16 protein-coding genes are annotated in these 21,801 nt (G+C 40.9%); all 16 read left to right on the top strand.

Going from position 1 to position 21,801, the window contains the following annotated elements; genetic code table 11:
- Window positions 1–25 precede the first annotated feature (25 nt).
- The 16 genes from QE450_RS11490 to QE450_RS11415 all read left to right on the top strand — a co-directional run bounded on the left by QE450_RS11490 (window position 26) and on the right by QE450_RS11415 (window position 21,788).
- Window positions 26–2,029, top strand: coding sequence for a heparinase II/III domain-containing protein (locus tag QE450_RS11490; protein WP_307299458.1), 2,004 nt, complete (start codon window positions 26–28; stop codon window positions 2,027–2,029).
- Between the two features lie 132 nt (window positions 2,030–2,161).
- A complete protein-coding gene (locus QE450_RS11485) occupies window positions 2,162–4,195 on the top strand; it encodes a glycosyl hydrolase (protein ID WP_307299456.1) in 2,034 nt (677 codons plus the stop codon).
- Between the two features lie 346 nt (window positions 4,196–4,541).
- On the top strand, window positions 4,542–5,474 hold the full coding sequence (locus QE450_RS11480; protein ID WP_273612922.1) for a carbohydrate ABC transporter permease: 933 nt from the start codon (window positions 4,542–4,544) through the stop codon (window positions 5,472–5,474).
- A 124-nt stretch (window positions 5,475–5,598) separates the two neighbouring features.
- Window positions 5,599–6,387, top strand: coding sequence for a carbohydrate ABC transporter permease (locus QE450_RS11475; RefSeq protein WP_274172901.1), 789 nt, complete (start codon window positions 5,599–5,601; stop codon window positions 6,385–6,387).
- A 48-nt stretch (window positions 6,388–6,435) separates the two neighbouring features.
- A complete protein-coding gene (locus tag QE450_RS11470; protein ID WP_307299454.1) occupies window positions 6,436–7,755 on the top strand; it encodes an ABC transporter substrate-binding protein in 1,320 nt (439 codons plus the stop codon).
- A 537-nt stretch (window positions 7,756–8,292) separates the two neighbouring features.
- Window positions 8,293–10,167, top strand: coding sequence for a sensor histidine kinase (locus tag QE450_RS11465; RefSeq protein WP_307299452.1), 1,875 nt, complete (start codon window positions 8,293–8,295; stop codon window positions 10,165–10,167).
- A 56-nt stretch (window positions 10,168–10,223) separates the two neighbouring features.
- Entirely contained in the window at window positions 10,224–11,837 is a 1,614-nt protein-coding gene (locus tag QE450_RS11460; RefSeq protein WP_307299450.1) for a response regulator transcription factor, read from the top strand.
- Window positions 11,834–13,027, top strand: coding sequence for a glycoside hydrolase family protein (locus QE450_RS11455; RefSeq protein WP_307299448.1), 1,194 nt, complete (start codon window positions 11,834–11,836; stop codon window positions 13,025–13,027). Before QE450_RS11460 ends, QE450_RS11455 begins: the two co-directional genes overlap by 4 nt.
- Window positions 13,028–13,308: 281 nt before the next feature.
- A complete protein-coding gene (locus QE450_RS11450; protein ID WP_307299446.1) occupies window positions 13,309–13,524 on the top strand; it encodes a hypothetical protein in 216 nt (71 codons plus the stop codon).
- A 289-nt stretch (window positions 13,525–13,813) separates the two neighbouring features.
- Entirely contained in the window at window positions 13,814–14,278 is a 465-nt protein-coding gene (locus tag QE450_RS11445; protein ID WP_307299444.1) for a MarR family transcriptional regulator, read from the top strand.
- Between the two features lie 118 nt (window positions 14,279–14,396).
- Window positions 14,397–14,810: a nuclear transport factor 2 family protein gene (locus tag QE450_RS11440; RefSeq protein ID WP_307299442.1), complete on the top strand. Its 414-nt coding sequence runs from the start codon at window positions 14,397–14,399 to the stop codon at window positions 14,808–14,810.
- A gap of 869 nt (window positions 14,811–15,679) precedes the next feature.
- Window positions 15,680–16,387, top strand: a complete 708-nt coding sequence (locus QE450_RS11435) for a class I SAM-dependent methyltransferase (RefSeq protein ID WP_307299441.1) — start codon at window positions 15,680–15,682, stop codon at window positions 16,385–16,387.
- 61 nt (window positions 16,388–16,448) lie between these two features.
- Entirely contained in the window at window positions 16,449–17,873 is a 1,425-nt protein-coding gene (gene lpdA / locus QE450_RS11430; protein ID WP_307299439.1) for a dihydrolipoyl dehydrogenase, read from the top strand.
- A 312-nt stretch (window positions 17,874–18,185) separates the two neighbouring features.
- On the top strand, window positions 18,186–19,214 hold the full coding sequence (locus QE450_RS11425) for a thiamine pyrophosphate-dependent dehydrogenase E1 component subunit alpha (protein WP_301263241.1): 1,029 nt from the start codon (window positions 18,186–18,188) through the stop codon (window positions 19,212–19,214).
- Window positions 19,214–20,200: an alpha-ketoacid dehydrogenase subunit beta gene (locus QE450_RS11420; protein ID WP_273612911.1), complete on the top strand. Its 987-nt coding sequence runs from the start codon at window positions 19,214–19,216 to the stop codon at window positions 20,198–20,200. Before QE450_RS11425 ends, QE450_RS11420 begins: the two co-directional genes overlap by 1 nt.
- 118 nt (window positions 20,201–20,318) lie before the next feature.
- Window positions 20,319–21,788, top strand: a complete 1,470-nt coding sequence (locus QE450_RS11415; protein WP_307299436.1) for a dihydrolipoamide acetyltransferase family protein — start codon at window positions 20,319–20,321, stop codon at window positions 21,786–21,788.
- Window positions 21,789–21,801: the final 13 nt, after the last annotated feature.

The following is a 21,801-nucleotide window of genomic DNA, read 5'->3' as shown; positions in this document are numbered from 1 at the left end:
CTATTCTATCTAAGGGGTGAATATTATGAATATTTCTACCAAGTCCTCTGCTTTACTATGGGGGATAGATGATCTGGAAAAGCGAGTACAACATACATTAAGCAATCCTAACTATGCAGCATGGTGGACAGAGTTACAGCATTTAGCGAATGAAGCGTTGATTCTTCCGATCCCTGTACTGTCGTTTGAAGCTTTTCGTGAATTTGCTGATCATGGAGGACGGGAGCAGTATCAACAGCTTTATTTTGAAAAAAGAGGGCGTATCGGAGCGTTGGCGATCATAAGCCTACACACAACCGATGAGAGTACATCGTACATAGAAGCATTAGAAGAAGCATTATGGGATATCTGCAATGAGTATACATGGTGCTTACCTGCACATTTGCCACAGTCCAACCAACACGCACAACGACCGGTATGGGAAGAGATTGATTTGTTTGCAGCAGAGACAGCCGGTATGTTAGCGGAGCTAAGTACGTTATTTCGGAGGCGGTTAGATGATCGCATTATAGAACGGATCGAGTCCGAAGTGCAGCGACGGATATTCAAGCCATTGAGCGAACCTAATCCATTATTCGGCTGGGAGACCGCAGATCATAATTGGTCGGCTGTCTGTGGATCAGGATGCGGAATTGCCGCTTTATTATTACTGAAGCAAGATGATCCTAGACGGGTTCAGATTCTGGAACGGATGATTCAAGCAATGAGTCACTTTTTATCAGGGTATGGTGAAGATGGAGGATGTGCAGAGGGATTAGGGTATTGGGTCTATGGATTCGGTTATTATACTTATTTTGCAGATATGTTGATACGTGCAGAACCACAATATGAACATCTATTGCGTTCTACTAAGATTGCACAGATGGCGGCTTTTCCAGAACATCTTCATTTGTCAGACGGAGTATTTGTTAATTTCTCGGATAGTGATGAACAAGAGATATTGCCACCTGGATTATTATCGCAATTAGGCAAATGGACAGAGCATGAGTATTCGTTACCTTTTCAGATCAATCTATTGGTAGATGATCCTTGTCGCCGATGGGCGCATTTGATTCGTAATTTGTTATGGTCAGATGAAAGTTACTTTGCGTCTGATGATTCTGTGCAGGTCAATGGACAGGAAGGTGGGATCTATTTACCTGATCTGAATTGGATGATCTGCAAAAGTAATCTTTCCAAGTCTGATATGACGATAGCGCTGGCAACCAAAGGCGGGCATAATGATGAACCTCATAATCATAATGATCTGGGTTCGTTCATTATTCATGCTGGTGGAGAAAATATATTATCTGATCTTGGAGCAGGGTTTTATACACAGGCTTATTTTGCACCTGGCAGAGAACAGATTTTGAATATTTCGTCAGCAGGGCATTCGGTTCCGCAGATAAATGGTCAGGAGCAACAAATTGGACGTGAAGCAGAGTCTCATGTGTTAGAACAGCGTCTATGGAGAGAGGGGCAGACAGATCGTGCGATATGGAAGCTAGATATCACCAAAGCATATGCACATCCGACTTTACAACAGTATACTCGTGATCTGGATTGGTCTGTTTCACAAGATCAAGCAGAAGCCACGTTGCAATTGATCGATCGATTTACATTTAATCTTCAACCGCAGGGAGAGAAGAATAGATTTAGTGCACAGGAAAGTAGTACTCATTCACTAGATCACGCTACGCCGCCAATTGTTGAACGATTTATGAGTACTATAGAGCCGATTATAGAAGCTGATACTGTGCGCTGGATTGGCAACAAAGCAGAAGTCTGTGTAAAGCTTGCCCAAGCTCAAGAAAAGGTCACAGTGGAAGTGATCCAACATGTCGATCATCATGGTGCGGCAATCGTATTGTATCGAACATCGATTCAGCATGTTGCTTCTATAGAACAAGGAATACAACAACAATCTATAGAGCAAAAGAGTATTACAGCAAATAACCCTTCGTTAGAAGGCATCTCACATTCAGAACATACAATCACTGTAGTAATCGATCTATCATTTGTAATTACATCTATTCCATCTTTAGCATGATAACCAGAGTCAAGATTGTCGCTTAATCAGTCAAATCTGTGAATCTTATCGGATCAAGCAAGGTGCTACACTGAACTCATGAAGAAATAGACGTAATCATGAACTATCAAAAGACCGAAAGAAGGTGTTATTTTGAAACAGTGGAATAGATGGAATCCATCTTCTTATGGGTGGGCAGATGAGGCACGTGAATATGAACAATTATTGCATCAAAGTCAGCCTTTACCTGCATCGGATTGGACACATGAACGCAAAGTGAAGATGCTCAGTCAAATGGTAGATTATTATGCGACTCATCAGCAAGCCGATGGAGCGATTATCGATCCTTATTCGCAAGCCGAACGTTATTATTCGACACCTTCGTATGCTCTTGCGGCGGCGGTGTTAGTGAGTAGCGGACGAGAAGACTTAATTGATTCTGCGGCGTCTGCGTTAACTCATAGTATTGAGTTGTTAGTATCGGAGCGAACACCGGATCAACATCCTGATTTTTTTATTGTAATGATTATGGGAGCTTATCGTATTCTTAAAGAAAAAATGCCAGCACAAGCCGAACGGTGGCGACAAGCATTGGCAACGATTGAACCGGAACAGACTTATTTATTTACGATGAGCAAAATGAAAAATCCGAATCGTATGATCAACTGGAATGCGATTATGTTGTCTGGAGAAGTGATACGGCAAGCCGAAGGTATAGCTTCTAAGGATACAACATGGATAGACGACTATTTGCAAAAGTACCATCTGCCTCGCTTTACATCACTTGGCTGGTATGAAGATGGGCCGCTAGATCGACCCAATAGCCCGTTTGCTTACGATATTGCGACTCGTTATCATCTGGGTGTGATGATGTTATCGGGATATGCTGGCACAACAGCAACCGCTTTGCAAAGTCAGTTACAGCATGGAGCGATCAGTTCATTATTAACATTATCACCACTTGGAGAATTACCTCCGCGAGGGCGCAGTGCACAGCATCAATGGAATGAAGCGGCAGCAGCATTTGTATTTACGATGCAAGCCCAGCAAGCGTATGCAGATGGAGCATTACAATGGGCTGGAGCATTTCGGCGTGCAGCGGATAAGACATGGGCAGCGATAGAAAAGTGGCAAACTTCTGAAGGATATGTGCAGATCGTTCGTAATCATTTTCCGGCAGAGCAACGACATGGATATGAAGTGTATAGCAATCATACGACGTATAATCTATGGACAGCGGCTGCACTGACCTATACGCTCTGGTATGAACAAACAGAAGAGATTACACCTTATCCTATTCCGGCAGAGTTAGGAAGTCGTACTCTTCAAGCAGATGGTTGGTTTGAGACGGTCTTTAGTTCAGTACCAGATCAGCAGATAGTCATTCATACTGCGCTGAATGATCCGTATATCATTCCAGGTATAGCACGTATTCAGCGTGCCGGATTACATGCGAATCTAGCTACTTCTTCTCCCGGACATAGAGATCAAGGATTTACAGAGTTTAACGCAGGTGATATTTTCCCGCTTATTCATATGCCTGCATGGCAGACAGCAGATAACGTATGGCATCATCTAGCAGAAGGAATACCGACTGCGATTCCTTTTGATCGTGATGCAGGAGTTGATCCGTCTGATGGTGGAGGTTCTTATCGTATTGAGCAATCTTCGACCAACGCAGATCATAATCATCTGGTCATACGATGGAAGGGACCATTACAAGGCATTAATCATGTAGTTGCGACCCATGAACAGTCTCCTGGACATATCGTGGTAACGTATGAAGTTGTTGCTAATGATGAAGCAGAGCATGATCCATCTACAGAACAGATCAAGCAGATCGGAGCGTGGATTCCTTTATTTCTATCTGACGGACAAGCATCGTCTGCGATTAAGACAGAACGAATCGATCGTCAATCATTAATAGCTCGTGCAGAACAATCAATGAATGAACGGGATACAGCAGATACGGCAGGGGCATCGTCAGCAACGATGATAGAGCAAGAACAGGTAGAAGTGATTACAGTGACTTATCGTGATCAGTATATACGAATCGTACCACGTACCCCGCAAGCAACGATTACGTTTCCTAACGAAGCGAATGAGGTAGCCAGTCGTAACGGATTATTACGAGGAGCAAGAATTCAAGCCACAGGTTCACGTATTTCTTTTGAACTCTTTTTATAATCAGATAGGATTGAGCATAAAATATAGTCTAGCTGATGATGCTTATACAGAAAGTAGTCTGGATACAATAACCAGACTGCTTTTTTTGTTGTCTATTTTATTATCTATAGTTGTGAAGACACTTAATATAATTTTTTGCTGATAAACAACTAATAGATCCTAATAATAGTTCATAACAGAAAAATAATTTCTCATGAAATCGTAAAAGGTAAAAATTGTTTGTAAACAGGTCAGTTCTGTGTCTTAAATGAACAACTGTTCCACGATACACTTAGAACATAAGATATCAACTGAATACCTGCTACAGTCCGCGGCTGTGGCACTATTCTACAAGGAGGTACCAATCGTGGAACGTTCTGCATCGCAATCTACAGCTTCATCTTCGTCCAAGCGCTGGCTTTCAACAACAGCCAAAGAAACGATTGCTGGTTATCTATTTGCTGCTCCGATGTTGATCGGACTTACCGTTTTTATTTTAATTCCGATGGTCTCACTCTTTTTTATAAGTCTAACCAAGTGGAACTTTATTCAAGGGTTTCGCGGAGTTGAGATGATCGGACTTGATAATTTCCGTCATTTGTTCCAAGATAAATCGTTTTTTGTATCGATGCTGAACAATATCAAATTACTATTAGCTGTACCATTCACACTTTTATTTTCATTAGTTATAGCGATTGTAGTGGATGAGAAAGTGTATTTCAAAAGCTTTTTCAAAATTATTTACTTTATGCCGTATATTTCAAGTGTGGTTGCCGTAGCAATTGTATTTCAGATTTTATTTCATCCTTCTCAAGGGCCTGTAAATGGATTTCTAATGTCTCTAGGTGTTACCAATCCACCGAAATGGTTAGCAGATCCTACCTATGCGCTACCTTCGATTATGATGATTACAGTCTGGACATCGATAGGCTTCAATATGGTCGTCTATCTAGCAGGGTTACAGTCGATTCCCAAAGACTTGTACGAAGCAGCCGATATTGATGGAGCTTCATCATGGCGTAAGTTCCGTTCGATCACTGTACCGATGTTATCACCAACTACATTTTTCTTATTGATTACAGGTATCATTTATTCGTTCAAAACGTTCGACCTGATCGCTGTACTGACACAAGGTGGCCCTGCCAAATCAACCAATGTTATGGTCTATGAAATTTATGATCAAGCTTTTGTAAATTTGAAAATGGGATACGCCGCCGCAGAATCGGTCTTTCTGTTCGCTGTGATTTTACTGATTACAGTTGTTCAATTTTGGGGTCAGAAAAAGTGGGTTAACTACTAAATTATTATGATGCTATAAGGAGGTGTAGCTGTTGGAACATCCGATTTCAGCTCCACATGTATCTTCATCTCAACGTCCGACAAAAGATAAACTGTCTTTGACGAAAATTATTGTAACCGTTATCATGCTGGTGATAGGCGTTATCTTTTTACTACCTTTTATCTGGATGTTGTCAGCATCGTTCAAGCCAGAAGCTGATGTATTCAAATATCCGGTGCAATGGATTCCGCATAACTGGAATGTAGTCGAAAATTATCGTGCTGTCTGGTTCGGTGATCCGCCATTTATGCTGTATTACTGGAACTCGATCAAAGTATCGGTGATGACCATTCTAATCTCAGTCATTACCTCAGCAATGGCAGCATATGCGTTCTCCAAAATCTATTTTCGCGGTCGGGATACATTATTTATTATCGTCTTACTGACTTTTATGATTCCAGGGCAGGCGGTACTGGTTCCTCAATTTATTATGTATCGCAGTCTAGGGCTTTTTGATACCCATATCGGATTGGTATTGCTCGAATCGTTCAGCGCACTAGGCACATTTATGTTACGACAAGCATTTATGTCGATTCATAGTGAATTTATTGAATCCGCTAAGATTGATGGAGCAGGGCATCTACGAATTTTTGCTCAAATAGCATTACCGTTAGTGCAACCATTTATCGCTACATATGCGATTCTGCGTTTTATCTGGACATGGAACGATTATCAAGCACCTCTAATCTTTCTACGTTCGCCAGAACTATTTACGGTTCAACTAGGAATTAACCGCTTTGCCGATGCGACCGGCGAATACTATTCGCTGATTATGGCAGGTACATGCTCGGCTATTTTACCGCTAGTGATCGTCTTTTTACTGGCTCAAAAACATGTGATTGGTGGCATTGCACTCGGTGGTGTCAAAGGATAAACGTAATTTATTTTTATACACAATGTATACATTCTAAGGGGGATTATCATGAAATTGAATCTACGATGGAAATCAATGATTATTATAAGTTGCTGTCTACTATTGGTACTCGCAGGATGTGGCCCGGCTAAAGATGCAGCAACAACCGCAGATGGTAAAACGAAAATCACATTTTACACATGGTATACCAAAGATCAATTCCATTGGGATGATGTCTATACAGCATGGCAAAAAAAGAATCCAGATATCGAAGTGCAATATGTAGGCTTGTCTGAAAAAAGTGATACTGATGAATATATCAAAAAGTTAGACCTTGCCGCAGGTTCGGGTGATCCGATCGATGTTGTGATGGTCAACAATGCCAATACGTATGCTCAACGTGTCGATATGGGACTATTTGCACCGCTAGACGATCTGATTGATTTTAAATATGAAGATGAATATCTAGCAGACTTCGCTGTCGATGGTAAACGTTATGCACTGCCAGGTAAGCGTGCAATTACGTATGTATTGTTAAATAAAGATCGTCTGGATAAAGCAGGCTTAAAAGTACCTACCGATTGGACATGGGACGAATTTCGAGAATATGCCAAAAAATTAACAGCACCGGATCATAGCTACTATGGTGTATACTTCCATACATGGGCATCTCAGACGCTACTAGAACTATTGAATCAACCGGAGAACAATAGTTATCTCAAAGCAGACGGAACATCCAATATGGACGATCCGAATTTCCGAGCATCGTTTGAACTTCGGTATAATGCAGAACATGAAGACAAATCCGCTGTTCCTTATAGCGATGCTATTTCCCAAAAGTTAAACTATCGTGATCAATTTCTAGGTGGATCGGCAAGTATGTTAGTCATGGGAAGCTGGATGAACTCTAATATCGCAGGTAGCAAAGAATCTGCACCAGACTTCAAAGTAGCTGTCGCACCTTATCCCAAAAATAGCGCAGATGCCAAAGAAATCTATTCTAGCAATGACTACGATTACTATGGAATCGGTGCAGGTTCAGACAAACAAGACGCTTCGATGAAATTTATCCGCTGGATGACTACAGAAGGTATTCAAGCGCAAGGCACAGATATTTCTTCTTGGCAAAAAGCAGATGTAAGCAAAGCATTGGAGAGTATTATCAACAATGGTACCCATCCAGAAAATGTCGATCTAGACTCACTCATCTATACTTTCAAAGTCAGCAAAGGCATCAACAAAGCTCCTGCTGTCCCATATTTGAGTGAAATCGAACAAGAAGTCAACGCCGAGTTCGAAAAATATATCCTACAAAAACAAGACATCGACACCACCATCACCAACGCCAAAGCCATCGTCCAACAAATCATAGACGCCAACAAAAGCTAATCTATAGCATCTATACAAAGACTATAAAAAAACCAAATCATAAACCAAACAAAAAAAATGAAATGAATTTCTCTAAAATAAAAACAAACCTATATACTAACTAAACCAACTAAAAATAAAATCACACCATTCATCTAAAACATTCTTATAAAATAGCCAAAACTCTATACTAAAGAACTCTATACTAAAGCTACAAAACCCATAACAAAGAAATCCCAATCACCACAAAACCAACTATTCTTATAAAACAAACTAATTTCTTTCAGCCCTAAAACGGCTACCCCAAATTAAGAAAGCTTTACATCAAGAAATTGCGTGGGAGCTAAGGAGCGTCGGAGCGGAGGTAAAGGAAATTGTCCTGAAAAAGCGAAGCGGTCGCCTTTGAATAAAAATACCGACCGTTCAGGTCAATCAAGGTATTTTTGTTCAACAGCGATGACAAGGACAATTCCTTTACCGCAGCGGACAACCTCCTTCACGCTCCCACCCACCATTTTTGATGTAAACTTTTAATCCACAATGAAAGGTCATATGAGCATGAAGGCATGGAGGAGAATCTGGCACACTTCACTAAGGGGCAAGCTAATTGCCTCCGTAGCCTGTTGCTTACTGTTAACGATCGGCGCAGGCACAATGTTATCTAGCTGGCTAACCAAAGACATGATGAAAGAAACCGTTTTGCAAAATGCAGGCAATTCATTGGATGCAGCGAATCTGTACTTAACCGATCAGATCAATCGGCTGATCTATATTTCCAATTACCTGTACTTGGATCAAGAACTCAATCTAGCACTTAAATATCGGCGTAGCGGAATCTATGTAGGACAGACCGAAGCATCTGATGTCACCAAAAAGCTAGACAATCTTTCTTATGCAGGCGAACAAGTCTATATTTCGGTCTGGACAGGAAATGGTAAAATGGTATATAGCAATTTCCAGTCGGATCAATACCAGCTTGATAAGCTCGATATCCATCAACTGACCAATAGCGGTTCATTTGTAACAGGTGGGAAGCTGAATTTTTTACTTCATCCATCGTATCTGCAATCGAAAGAAGAACCACCAACATATATGCTTTCGGTAGCTCGTAGTCTACGTTTATTATCAGGTAAAGTCTATGGTTATGTGATCGTGAGTATGAATGAAGAACAACTCAAAGCCGTACTCAATAAGTACAATTCTACGATTCAGATGATGATCGTTGGAGCCGATAACAAGATTATTTCTCATCCGAATAACGCATGGATCGGTAGCGATTTTACACAGCTATATCAACAACGAGAAGGTATTCTTGAACTGGAAAGAGACATGTCTGTCGCTGGATGGAGATTGGAAGGATTAGTTCCTTATGGCGTTGCCGCTGAAAAGATTAATCGTATCTATCAAGTGACTAATTTTGTACAGATGGCAGTGTTGATCGTTTTTCTGATTTTGCTGGTACTAGGGATTGCACGTTTGACCCGTCCGATTGTCAAATTAACAGGAGTTGTTCGCAAAATTGATAACGATAATCTCAGTATTCGTTCCGGTATTCGTGGAGAAGATGAAGCAGGTGTACTCGGTCAATCGCTAGATGCGATGTTAGATCGAGTTGAAGAGATGATTATCCAGATAGAATGCGAACAAAGCGAACGTCGCAAAGCAGAGCTGGAAATGCTCCAAGCACAGATCAATCCTCATTTTCTTTTTAATATTCTAGGTGCGATCCGGATGGATCTATTGTTAAAAGGTTCTGAAGAAGCGGCAGTGTTACTAGGCTCACTATCTTCATTGCTACGCATGACAGTGAATCGGGGCAATGAGTGTATTCCACTACAAGAAGAAATAGAAACGGTACAACATTATATTCGTTTGGTGGATTTTCAGCGCGAAGTTAAAGTACATGTAGAAATGGAATTAGCTACAGATACGGTTGGTATTTATGTTCCACGATTTATTGTTCAACCATTGGTTGAGAACGCTTACCATCATGGATTATCGAAGTACGGCGGTATTTTGTGGATACAATCCTGGTTGAAAGGTAATGTGCTATGGATCAGTATTCGTGATAGTGGCGAAGGGATGAACGAAGAACGTTTGCAAGCAGTACAACAAGTGATAGATCAGATTCAGAAACCAAACATAGAATACGCTCAACATCCTTTATCATTATCAGCATCTACACATACGGACTTATCCAAAACAGATGTAGCAACAGCAGATACAGACAACATGAGTGAAAAGACATCATCCGATCATAGCTCAGCAGAATACAAGTCAAGTTCACCCTCTGTGCCTGCCATCTCAGGAATTGGTTTGACGAATGTGATCCGTCGTTTGCAAATGATCTATGGTTCTGCTGTACAAGTACACATCGAAAGTCATCCCGGCGAAGGAACAGAGATCAAGATCGGATTGCCGCATAAGCAATAGATTGGAGCCCTAGCTATAGAACATAATTTAGCTTGAGATATCAAAGGAGGTTGATGATGATGTATAGCGTCATACTGGTCGATGATAGCATGCCCGTACTTCATTATTTGTCTCGCGCTGTCCCGTGGGAGCAACTGGGCTTTCAGTTAGCAGGTTCTTTTAGTGATCCAGAGGAAGCGCTTACTTATGGGCAGGAACACACTCCAGATGTATTGATTACCGATATTGGAATGCCTAAGATCGATGGGATTCAATTCATTTCTACGCTCAAGCAGACACATCCATCACTAATGTCAGTCATTATTTCTTGTCATGGAGAATTTGCTTATGCACAACAAGCGGTGAAGTTAGGCGTACAAGATTATTTGCTCAAAGAAAATCTAACCGCAGATCAATTGGTACCTATCCTTGAACAGATACGCCAGCGACTGGATCAAGCTCAATCGCATTCCAGTGAACATCAACGGTTACAAGAAGATCATTTGCGACATCGATTATTAATTAAGCGCAAATTCACCAGTGAATTGTTGTCAGGTAGTATTCAAGATGAAGAATATGGGATTCAGCGATTGACTCATTTTGGATTAGACACACGTGGCAAATTGATTCTACCTGTCTATTACACTGTCACAGCCAATGAAGAGCGCAAACAGCGATTTCATGATCTAGATTTGCTTTCATTTACTGTAGAAAATATTGTCGAAGAAATAGTAGAACATTCAGGAACCGCTGTGCATTTGAGCAAAAGCCCTGGCGAAGGCTTTATCTGGTTTGCTTTGCCGATTCGCTCTAGTGCTGAACAAGAAAGAATACTGCATGAAGTGATGTACCAATTGATCTATAGTGTGCAGAAATTTGCCAAAGCAGAGATTGTTACCGTGTGTGGTTCCAAAACAATGCATTTGCAAGAAGCGATAAACGATACTATTCAATTGCAAGCAGAAGCTGATCGTTATTTTTACTTACCACCGTCTACACTATGCGATTCTAGCTATCGACTAGATTTTCAAAAAGAAAGTGATTTATTTGCCAATTATGGAACTGCGGCAGAATCATTGTCATTGGCACTTTTGCCTGATGGTGAGATTAATCTCTGGATTAGCAATTGGATTGAACGTCTCAAGCAAGAACGTTATCATCCAGAAACAGTCAAAACATTTATGCTCAAATTAGCAATCGACTGGCAATTAAAGCAACAACAATTGCATGAGCGACCGTTTGCGTTCTCAGTGGAAGAATTACACCGTGAAATGGGGCATATTCGTCATATCCATGAACTTACCGAATGGATGAATATCCGCTTTGGAGCGCTGGCTATATTATCAAGAGATTGGACATTACAAGCCAATTGTCGCTCTGAAATTATTCATGCTCGCAATTATGTCGAACAACATATGAATCGTCTGGTCAAATTAGAAGAGGTGGCAGAACATTTACATTTGAATGCCAGTTATTTTAGTCGATTGTTCAAAAAAGAAACCGGTGAGACCTTTATTGAATATGCGACACGTGTCAAAATGCAGCGTGCTAAAGAATGGATTACCGCAGGAAATGGTACAGTTGATGAAGTATCCCAGATGTTAGGTTATCAGTATAAAAGCTATTTTCTCAAGCTATACAAATTGTATACAGGGCATACGCCTGTGAAAAGCAAAGGAGATACGATATGAATACTACAGCACCGACCGTCTGGCAGACAGAAGCATGGAATTGGGTCGTTCAACAAACATCCACTACAGCCACAGTGATTCAAGATCAATTTCCTCATGTGGCTGAACAAGGTGAATATGATCGTCGTGAAGCAGAGTGGTGGACAGCAGGATTTTGGCCGGGATTGTTATGGTTGGTTCATTCTACACCTGCACGCCCGAATTCAGCTACAGATTCCTCTACGCAAGAACAAGCGATTAACAACCATATCGATGTCTCTGCATGGGCGGAAAGTTGTGAAGTTCAATTGGAGCAATGTCTCTATGATCCAGAAAAAGTCGATCATGATCTAGGATTTACATGGCTTCTTAGCGGAGTAGCACATTACCGATTATCCGGTAATTTAGAATCTCGTCGTCGTGGATTGCTAGCAGCGAATCTATTGGCAGCAAGATATAATGTGCGTGGTCGTTATATTCGTGCATGGAATTTTGGCTCTACTTTTATGGATACACGCGGGGTGGCTATTATTGATAGTATGATGAATCTACCGCTATTGTACTGGGCATCCAAAGAAACAGGAGATCCACGTTATCAAGCACTTGCGATAGAGCATGCCGATACGATAGCAAAAGAATTTGTACGGGAAGATCATTCGATCTGTCATGCAGTTGAATTTGATCCATTTACCGGCGAAAAGGTAAAAGAACATGGCGGACAAGGATTCGCTCCCGGTTCAGCATGGGCTAGAGGAACAGCATGGGCACTTCATGGATTTGCTTTGTCTTATGCCTACACAGGAGAACAACGATATCTGGAGATTGCGAAGCAAACAGCTCAATTTTTCCTGACCGAATTAGGCGAAGACATTGTGCCTTTCTGGGATTTTCGTGCACCGGATGAGCATCGGATAGCCTGGGATTCGTCAGCCGCAGCGATAGCAGCCAGTGGATTGTTAGAACTGGCTCGCCATGTACCAGAGCAAGAGCAGTCTTTTTATCAACGTGCAGGTGAATTGTTAGTGCAAGGATTATATGAACAATTTTCGTCGCGAGAAACAGGGGGCGAAGGATTGATCTCCAAAGGAACGGTTCATTATCCAGAGCAGAAGTATCTAAATGTCTCGATTATTTATGGAGATTACTTTTTTGCAGAAGCATTAGTGAAACTTCAAGGTAAGCAAGGATTGTTCACACCGGAAGCTTATTGAAGAACAAGCTTGATCTATCTGTAACGTAAATAGATTGACGATTATTATCATTTGTGGAACTATAAAAGGGTACTGATGTACCTGATAAGTATTAATCTATTGTTAGTATTGAACCGGGCGCACACTGTTGCCCGGTTTGTTGATGTTACAGATACAGTATATACAATAGCGGTCATCGTAAAATATGATAAGGTGTGGATATAACCTTTTAGGTAGAATCCAATGATGATCAAGCAACATACACAATAATGAATAATAATGTATGACAGAGGAGAATACCGATGAATGAAGAAGAGCGAATTTCTTTAGAACAACAACTGAATGAGTTGTTAACACGATCAGAATGGACAGCAGGTGATGCTCCTTTAATTGAGCAATTACTTCATACGTTACAGACCGTGTCTGCCGAAAATAAACGTCTGCGTACAGCATTGCTTAAAGTGAATGCTCAACAGCCCAAAATGTCCAGTCGTTTACGTGATGCTCTATACGAATAGTTTTTCTAAAAAAATCACGAGTAAACACATCATTGTGATACGAATATATTGCATAGAATAGTTAACTACCGGATATAAGACTATTACTTTACAGCTATCCCGATCAATAACAAGCCAGCTTTTCTACCCACTGTATTTCATAATCAGTTGGATAGGAGAACTGGCTTGATATGGTTTATACAACTCATACAGGTAGAACAGTCTGGCAAAAAAGCATGGTTGACAGACATATTGTTAACCAGTAAACTATTATTATTAACCGGTTAATAATATAAAAAGGAGTGCAGTTATGAATTCAATGCATGAGAAAGCATTTCAAGCGGTAGAGCAGCTATTGTTGAAACGTGAAGATAATATACAGCGACAACAGCAACTGGCTGAACAAATGGCAGCAGAGATGGAGGCGCCCACTCGCAAATGGACGATTACGCAGTTACATCTATTGTCTATTTTGCACATACAGGGTGAGGTAAATAATATGCATCTGGCTGAGCAATTACGCATTTCACGACCAGCTGTTACAAAAGCGACGGCTATACTTCTGAAGCATGAGCTAATTCGAGAAGTGCGCAGCCCCCATAATCTGAAAGAAGTCTATTATACACTTACACCAACAGGCGAGCAGCTCGCCACCATTCATGAACGACTTCATGATCGTCTACTGGAACAATATGAGCAGTTGTTTAGTCAGTTTGATGAGGGAGAACTGTCTACAATTATTCGCTTTTTGCATACGTGGACAGAGTATATATAATGACTTTGATATTTGATATCGATATGGCTTAGTAGCTGAATCTGCCTGAATGTACAAAAACGCGCGCATCTAATGAAATATAGATAAATCACTTTTATACAAACTGGAGGATTACACAATGATTAGACAATTAAACAAATCCGAAGCAATGATATTTTTAAACGAAATGTACCGCGATATTGTTATCGGTATGGATGATACCTGTATTGATCAGTATTTTGTACCAGAATACGTACAGGTTACCGATGGTGTACGTAGTGATCTAGCGGAATTTAAGCATCATATTCGTATGCTACGACAAGAGTTACAATCTGTACAAATTTCGCCATTTACCCATTATGTATATGACGAACCGTTACAAACAGCCACTTTACGTTATACAGTCGATGTGGAAAAGAAAAACGGCAAGCGTGGACAGGTGGAGCTAATTGCTATTTTTGAGCTACAAGGAGAGAAGATACTGCGTTGCTATGAGTTGTCCTGTCCGTTAGATCAAAAAGCTGAATTTAAGGAAATTGCCAGCTTGAGCTAACGCTGTAGAAGTTCCATAATCTCCATATTCACTACAACATGCTCACTGTCCAATCGCAGTCCTAAATTGTAGCTGTCTGGTATCAATAATTTATGACCGATTACGAGTAAATGATTAAACTGAATCAAGTGAGCCAGTTAAGAACTATTGCCTCTGTTTATACCTAATGATTCGCCTTACAGCATTAATTGGGATCGTGTTCTTTATCTGGTTGTTGGTAGGATTATTGATCTACTTCGCTTTTGGACGTAATTATAGTATAATCTCTCTCAACGAAAATCCTCTGAATTGTGGTCTATTCCACAGTTTAGAGGATTTTTTATATATAATTATTCATTCTATGCCGACCCCACATTATGATATGCTAAAATAGTTCAATCAAGAATTGATTATAGCTCTTCAACCATAGGATGCGGCGGCATTCTTTTTTTGCATTTATATATGATCGACCACATACAGATGAGCAACTGTTGCCGATATCGTAGCATAGGAGCAGCCTGTTTCCTCATGAAATAAGGAAGCAGGCTGCTCCTATAAGTGGGTCAAAATCGCCTCATTTGTAAATCATAATGTATTATGTTCTTGACGGTAGTGTTCATGAATCAGCTCTCCTTTGGATACCTAAAATGAATAACCATATACAAAGTTGCTGAATAGTCTCGATACTTTGCAGCCGTTCAATCATTTCCTGCATCTGTGTATCATTGAACATCATGAACAGGCTGTGCAGTACGGTAATGAGCGCAGCAGCATAAGAACTGAGCAGACTTGTAGCTATAGATATGTTAAAATAGACGGGCAACATAGAGGTTGCACCAAAATGGTAGATGAGCCGAGCATAGTTGAGCTGAGAAAGGAATTGAGCTGAGATGAGTGAGAAGGTACATGCAGGTGGTCTTCATTTAGATCGGATTATATTTATAGGCAGAACGTACAACGAGTATATGTCCATGTTTGATCTAACCGAAAAGCAGTTGCAAGGACGACGAATATTGGATTGTCCGGCAGGTGCATGCTCGTTTACAGCTAAAGCTTCAAAGTATGGGTTGGATGTGATAGCTACAGATATCGCGTATACATTTGATACTGATGCTCTGCACGCTAAAGGAACACAAGATATTGCCCATATGTTAGAACATATGCAGATAGCACATCATGAATATGACTGGACGATGATGGGAACGATAGAGCAATTAGGCAATACACGACTATTTGCACTGGAAACGTTCTGTCAGGATCGAGCACAGTATGACCAACGTTATATTTCGGCTACTTTGCCACAGTTACCATTACCGGATAAGTCTGTAGATTTGACTTTGTCTGCTCATTTTTTGTTTATGTATGCAGATCGGTTAGATTTGTCGTTTCATATTCAATGTTTGCGTGAGATGATGCGTGTAACTACTCAAGAAATACGCATTTTTCCGTTAGTCAATCTGCAAGGAGAACGTGTTTCTTTTATAGAAGAAGCGATCTTTACAGCAAGTGCAGGAGAATGGATAAGCGAAGAAAAGCCGACGCCTTATATTTTTCAAAAAGGTGCAGAATCAATGCTTATTTTAAAACGAAAATTATAAAAAACTCATTTTAACGCAATAGTACTGTATATAGATATAGAAAAGAGAGTGACTGTTAACGATGACGATTAATTGTGATATTGCAATACTAGGTGGAGGAACAGGTGGCTATGTGGCTGCGATTCGTGCGGCTCAATTAGGGAAAGAAGTAGTGATTATTGAACAGGATAAATTAGGCGGAACTTGTCTACATCGCGGCTGTATTCCAAGCAAAAGCTTACTGCGTAGTGCAGAGGTGTTTGCACTTATGCAAGAAAGCGAAGACTATGGCATCGCAGCAGACAATATCACATTACAATTTGCCAAAGTACAAGCTCGTAAGCAAGGTATTGTCGATCAATTGCATCAAGGTGTACAGTATTTGATGCGTAAAAATAAAATCAAAGTTGTTCAAGGTAAAGGACGTGTAATCGGGCCTTCTATCTTTTCTCCGCAAAGTGGAGCAGTTGCTGTCGAGTATGAAGATGGCGAAATGGAAACGGTCGTCTCCAAAAATCTAATTATCGCTACAGGGTCTCGTCCTCGTGCTCTTCCAGGACTTGAAGCAGACGGTCAACTTATTCTGAATAGTGATCATGCGCTTCAATTGGAATCATTGCCTGAATCGATGTTAATTGTCGGTGGCGGTGTGATCGGAATGGAATGGGCTTCGATGTTAAGTGATTTTGGTGTGAAGATTACTGTGGTTGAAGCGGCTTCTCAAATTCTACCTGCTGAAGATCAAGAAGTAGCTCGCGAATTGCGTAAATTGCTCGAAAAACGCGGAGTAACTATTTATACAGAAGCGACTTTGCTTACAGATACATATGCACCTGCATCGGATCAACAGCAACTATCAATTACGATCCGTCATCAAGAACAAGAGCATGTGTTAACCGTATCCAAAGTACTGGTATCGATCGGTCGCCAAGCCAATGCCGAAACGATCGGACTTGCTAATACCGATGTACAGATCGTGAACGGATTTATCAAAGTCAATAACAAAATGCAGACTACAGAATCACATATTTATGCAATCGGCGATGTCATTGGCGGGCTTCAATTAGCACATGCAGCCAGTCATGAAGGTATCGCAGCAGTGAATCATATTTGCGGAGAAGAGGTTCACTACAATCCGCTTCAAGTTTCCCGTTGCGTTTATACACGTCCGGAAGTGGCAAGTACAGGTATTACAGAACAAGAAGCAACAGCGCAAGGAATAGATGTCAAAGTAGGCAAGTTTCCTTTCAAAGCGATCGGTAAAGCTCTAGTCTATGGAGAAAGTGACGGTTTTGTGAAAGTGATCGCCGATCGCAAGACAGATGATCTGCTCGGCGTTCAGATTATAGGACCACAAGCGACCGACTTGATTAGCGAAGCGGCACTGGCGCAATTCCTTGATGCCACGCCGTGGGAAGTTGCTCAGACGGTTCATGCTCATCCGACACTTGCCGAAATTTTGGGTGAAGCAATGTTAGCTGTAGATGGTAAATCTATCGGAATGTAATCTCAATTCTACTCTTTTTGACACTAAATATAACGATTTATAAGCGAAGATGGAGAAATCCGTCTTTTCTTTTTGTCCGTGATGTGATTATAATAGGTTTAGGCTCAAGTCTTAGTACCAGGTTTTAAGACAAGCATTAACCTGTACTTGAAGTCGAACAACCTGATTGTTGAATAATCTGTTCCAGTAGCTTAAAATAACTGATCAAAGGTTGTTGTAGTGACGGACACGTATTGTACAATCTTCTATTTTAATCAAAAAGACAAGCTAGCTTCGCTATAAAGCTTATCTAATTTTAAGGAGGTACCTGCTATGAAAGCGGAAGGTACTATTGACCAACAAACTAGACATGAACAAATAGGATTGACCGATGCTCAAGCAATCGAGATGTACAAATATATGCTTTTGGCACGTAAATTCGACGAACGTTGTCATTTATTACAACGTGCAGGTAAAATCAATTTCCACGTATCCGGTGTAGGACATGAAGCGGCGCAAGTGGGTGCTGCATTTGCTCTAGATCGGGAAGAAGATTATTTTTTACCGTATTATCGTGATTATGGATTCGTTCTATCTGTCGGTATGACAGCGCGTGAATTGATGTTGTCTGCGTTTGCCAAAGCAGAAGATCCGAATAGTGGTGGACGACAAATGCCAGGTCACTTTGGTAGCAAGCGTCTACGCATTGTGACAGGTTCCAGTCCGGTAACGACTCAAGTTCCTCATGCAGTCGGTGTTGCACTTGCAGCCAAAATGAAAAATAAAAAGTTAGTTTCTTTTGTTACATTTGGTGAAGGGTCAAGCAATCAAGGTGATTTCCACGAAGGCTGTAACTTTGCTGGCGTACATAAATTGCCAGTTATTATGATGTGTCAAAATAACCAGTATGCGATCTCTGTACCTGCACATAAGCAGATCAGTGGTAAAATCAGCGATCGTGCATTAGGTTATGGATTCCCGGGTGTACAAGTAGATGGTAATGATGTGCTTGAAGTATATCGTGTTACCAAAGAAGCGCGTGAACGTGCGATCAATGGTGAAGGCCCTACTTTGATTGAAGCGATGTTATATCGTCTGTCTCCACACTCTACATCAGATAATGATCTGGCTTATCGTACTCAAGAAGAAGTAGATGAGAACTGGAAAAAAGATAGCTTGCCTCGTTATAAAAAATACCTGATGGATTGTGGTATTTGGACAGAAGAGCAAGATGCAGAATTAAGCAAAGAATACGTTCAAATTATGAAAGAAGCTACGGAATATGCGGACAATGCCCCTTATCCGCGCGCTGAAGATACATTGCTGCATGTGTTTGCAGGCGATGAGGAGGGTAATCAGTAATGGCTATGATGGAATATATCGATGCAATTCGTCTGGCAATGAAAGAAGAAATGGCGCTGGACGATAATGTATTTGTTTTGGGAGAAGATGTAGGACTTAAAGGTGGCGTATTTACAACCACCAAAGGATTGCAGGAACAATTTGGAGAAGATCGTGTAATGGATACACCGCTTGCAGAATCTGCTATCGCAGGTGTAGCTATCGGAGCAGCGATGTACGGGATGAAGCCTATCGCAGAGATGCAATATTCTGATTTTATGTTACCAGCAACGAATCAGATTATTAGTGAAGCTGCCAAAATTCGTTACCGTTCCAATAACGATTGGAGTTGTCCATTAGTGGTACGTGCTCCTATCGGGGGTGGCGTATTCGGAGGTCTTTACCATTCTCAGTGTATGGAATCAGTATTTTTTGGTACAGCAGGATTGAAGATTGTAGCACCTTATTCGGCTTATGATGCTAAAGGTCTATTGAAAGCCGCTGTTCGTGACCCTGATCCAGTACTCTTTTTTGAAAATAAAAAATGTTACAAACTAATCAAAGGTGATGTACCTGATGATGATTATGTTGTGCCAATCGGTGAAGCGAATCTGCTACGTTCAGGCGATGATATTACAGTGATTAGTTATAGCTTACCGTTACACTTTATTATGCAAGCGGCAGAAGAGTTAGAACAAGAAGATGGCATTACCAGTCATGTTCTGGATCTGCGTACGATTCAACCGTTAGATCGTCAAGCAATTATTGATGCTGCTCGTCATACTGGTAAAGTATTGATTGTGCATGAAGATAATCTAACAGGCGGTGTAGGCGGAGAAGTTGCGGCTATTATCGCAGAAGAATGTTTATTCGAACTAGATGCGCCTATTCGTCGTCTTGCTGGACCGGATACACCACCAATGCCTATCAATCCACCGCAAGAGAAATTCTTTATGTTGAACAAAGATAAAGTAAAAACAGCTATGCGTGATCTAGCTTTATTTTAAAATGAACGAATGACTTTAACGCTGATGTGTTGATGTGTTGATGCCATCAGCGTAACTATACAAATTGTGAGAAGATGTTTGCATAGCAAAATATCTAATCCTTTAGGAGTGAAATGATATGTCTGCAAAAGGAAATCCGACAGATGTGGTAATGCCACAACTTGCGGAATCTCTTGTATCTGCAACGATTGCCAAATGGCTCAAACAACCAGGCGAATCTGTAGATCAATATGAACCGATCTGTGAAGTGATTACCGATAAAGTCAACGCTGAGATTCCTTCTGTATTAGAAGGTATTATGGGCGATATTATTGCATTAGAAGGTCAGGAAGTAGCTGTCGGTGAAGTGATCTGTCAGATTCATACCGAGCAAGCACCATCTGCGACTACAGAAGATATTTCTCCAGCTTCACCTGAAATTACAGTGCATGATGATCTACCTGCGGAGACGTTAGCAACACCAGCTACTTCTCAATCAACATTATCTGTAGCATCTACACCATCTGCACGTCCGGCAACAGCTCAAAGTTCTAATAATGGATCAATGAGTGGACGATATTCACCTGCTGTCCAGTCTCTTGCAGCAGAACATAATGTGAATCTATCCGGTATTCAAGGTACAGGAGCAGGTGGACGTGTTACTCGTCGTGATGTGCTCAAAGCATTGGATAATGGAACAGCTCATACACCAACAGCTACACCTGTTTCGAATAATAGCAATGCAGCACAGCAAGCACCTTCAACAGCTAGCAATACAACAGCACCAACAGCCGCAAATATGCCGACATCTTCTACTGAATATGAAGTACGTCACTCCGGTATTCATTTATCAGAGACACCAGCTATTCCTAAAATCGTTATGGAAGAAGATCAAGCGAATCAATTGGGTCAAAGCGAGCATTTGATCAATGTTACGCCTCTTCGTAATGCGATTGCACGTAATATGCGTCAAAGTGTATCCGAGATTCCACATGCATGGACCATGATTGAAGTCGATGTAACAAATCTAGTTATGTTACGCAACAAAGTAAAAGATGAATTTAAACGTAAAGAAGGCATCAATTTAACCTATCTATCGTTCTTGCTCAAAGCGGTAGTCAATGCGATTAAAGATTATCCAATTATGAACTCTGTCTGGGCAGTTGATAAAATTATCGTCAAACGCGATATCAATATTGCGCTTGCTGTAGGTACAGAAGATTCAGTGATGACGCCTGTTATTCACAAAGCAGATCAAAAAAATATCGCTGGTCTTGCCCATGAAGTTGAAGATTTGGCACGCCGTACACGTGATGGTAAGCTCAAATTGGATGATATGCAGGGTGGTACATTTACAGTGAATAATACAGGTTCATTTGGTTCGATTTTATCGTATCCGATTATTAACTATCCACAAGCAGCGATTTTGACATTTGAATCGATTGTCAAAAAACCTGTTGTTATTAACGATATGATTGCCGTTCGTTCAATGGCGAATCTGTGTCTATCCTTAGATCATCGTATTCTAGATGGGGTTATCTGTGGGCGTTTCTTACAACGTGTCAAAGACAACTTAGAAAGCTATAATACCGATACAAAGTTGTATTAAGAACCTCAATACG

Source organism: Paenibacillus sp. SORGH_AS_0306, from assembly GCF_030819345.1.
Taxonomy (GTDB): Bacteria; Bacillota; Bacilli; order Paenibacillales; family Paenibacillaceae; genus Saccharibacillus; species Saccharibacillus kyungheensis.
This window is presented reverse-complemented; position numbering and strand designations above follow the sequence as displayed.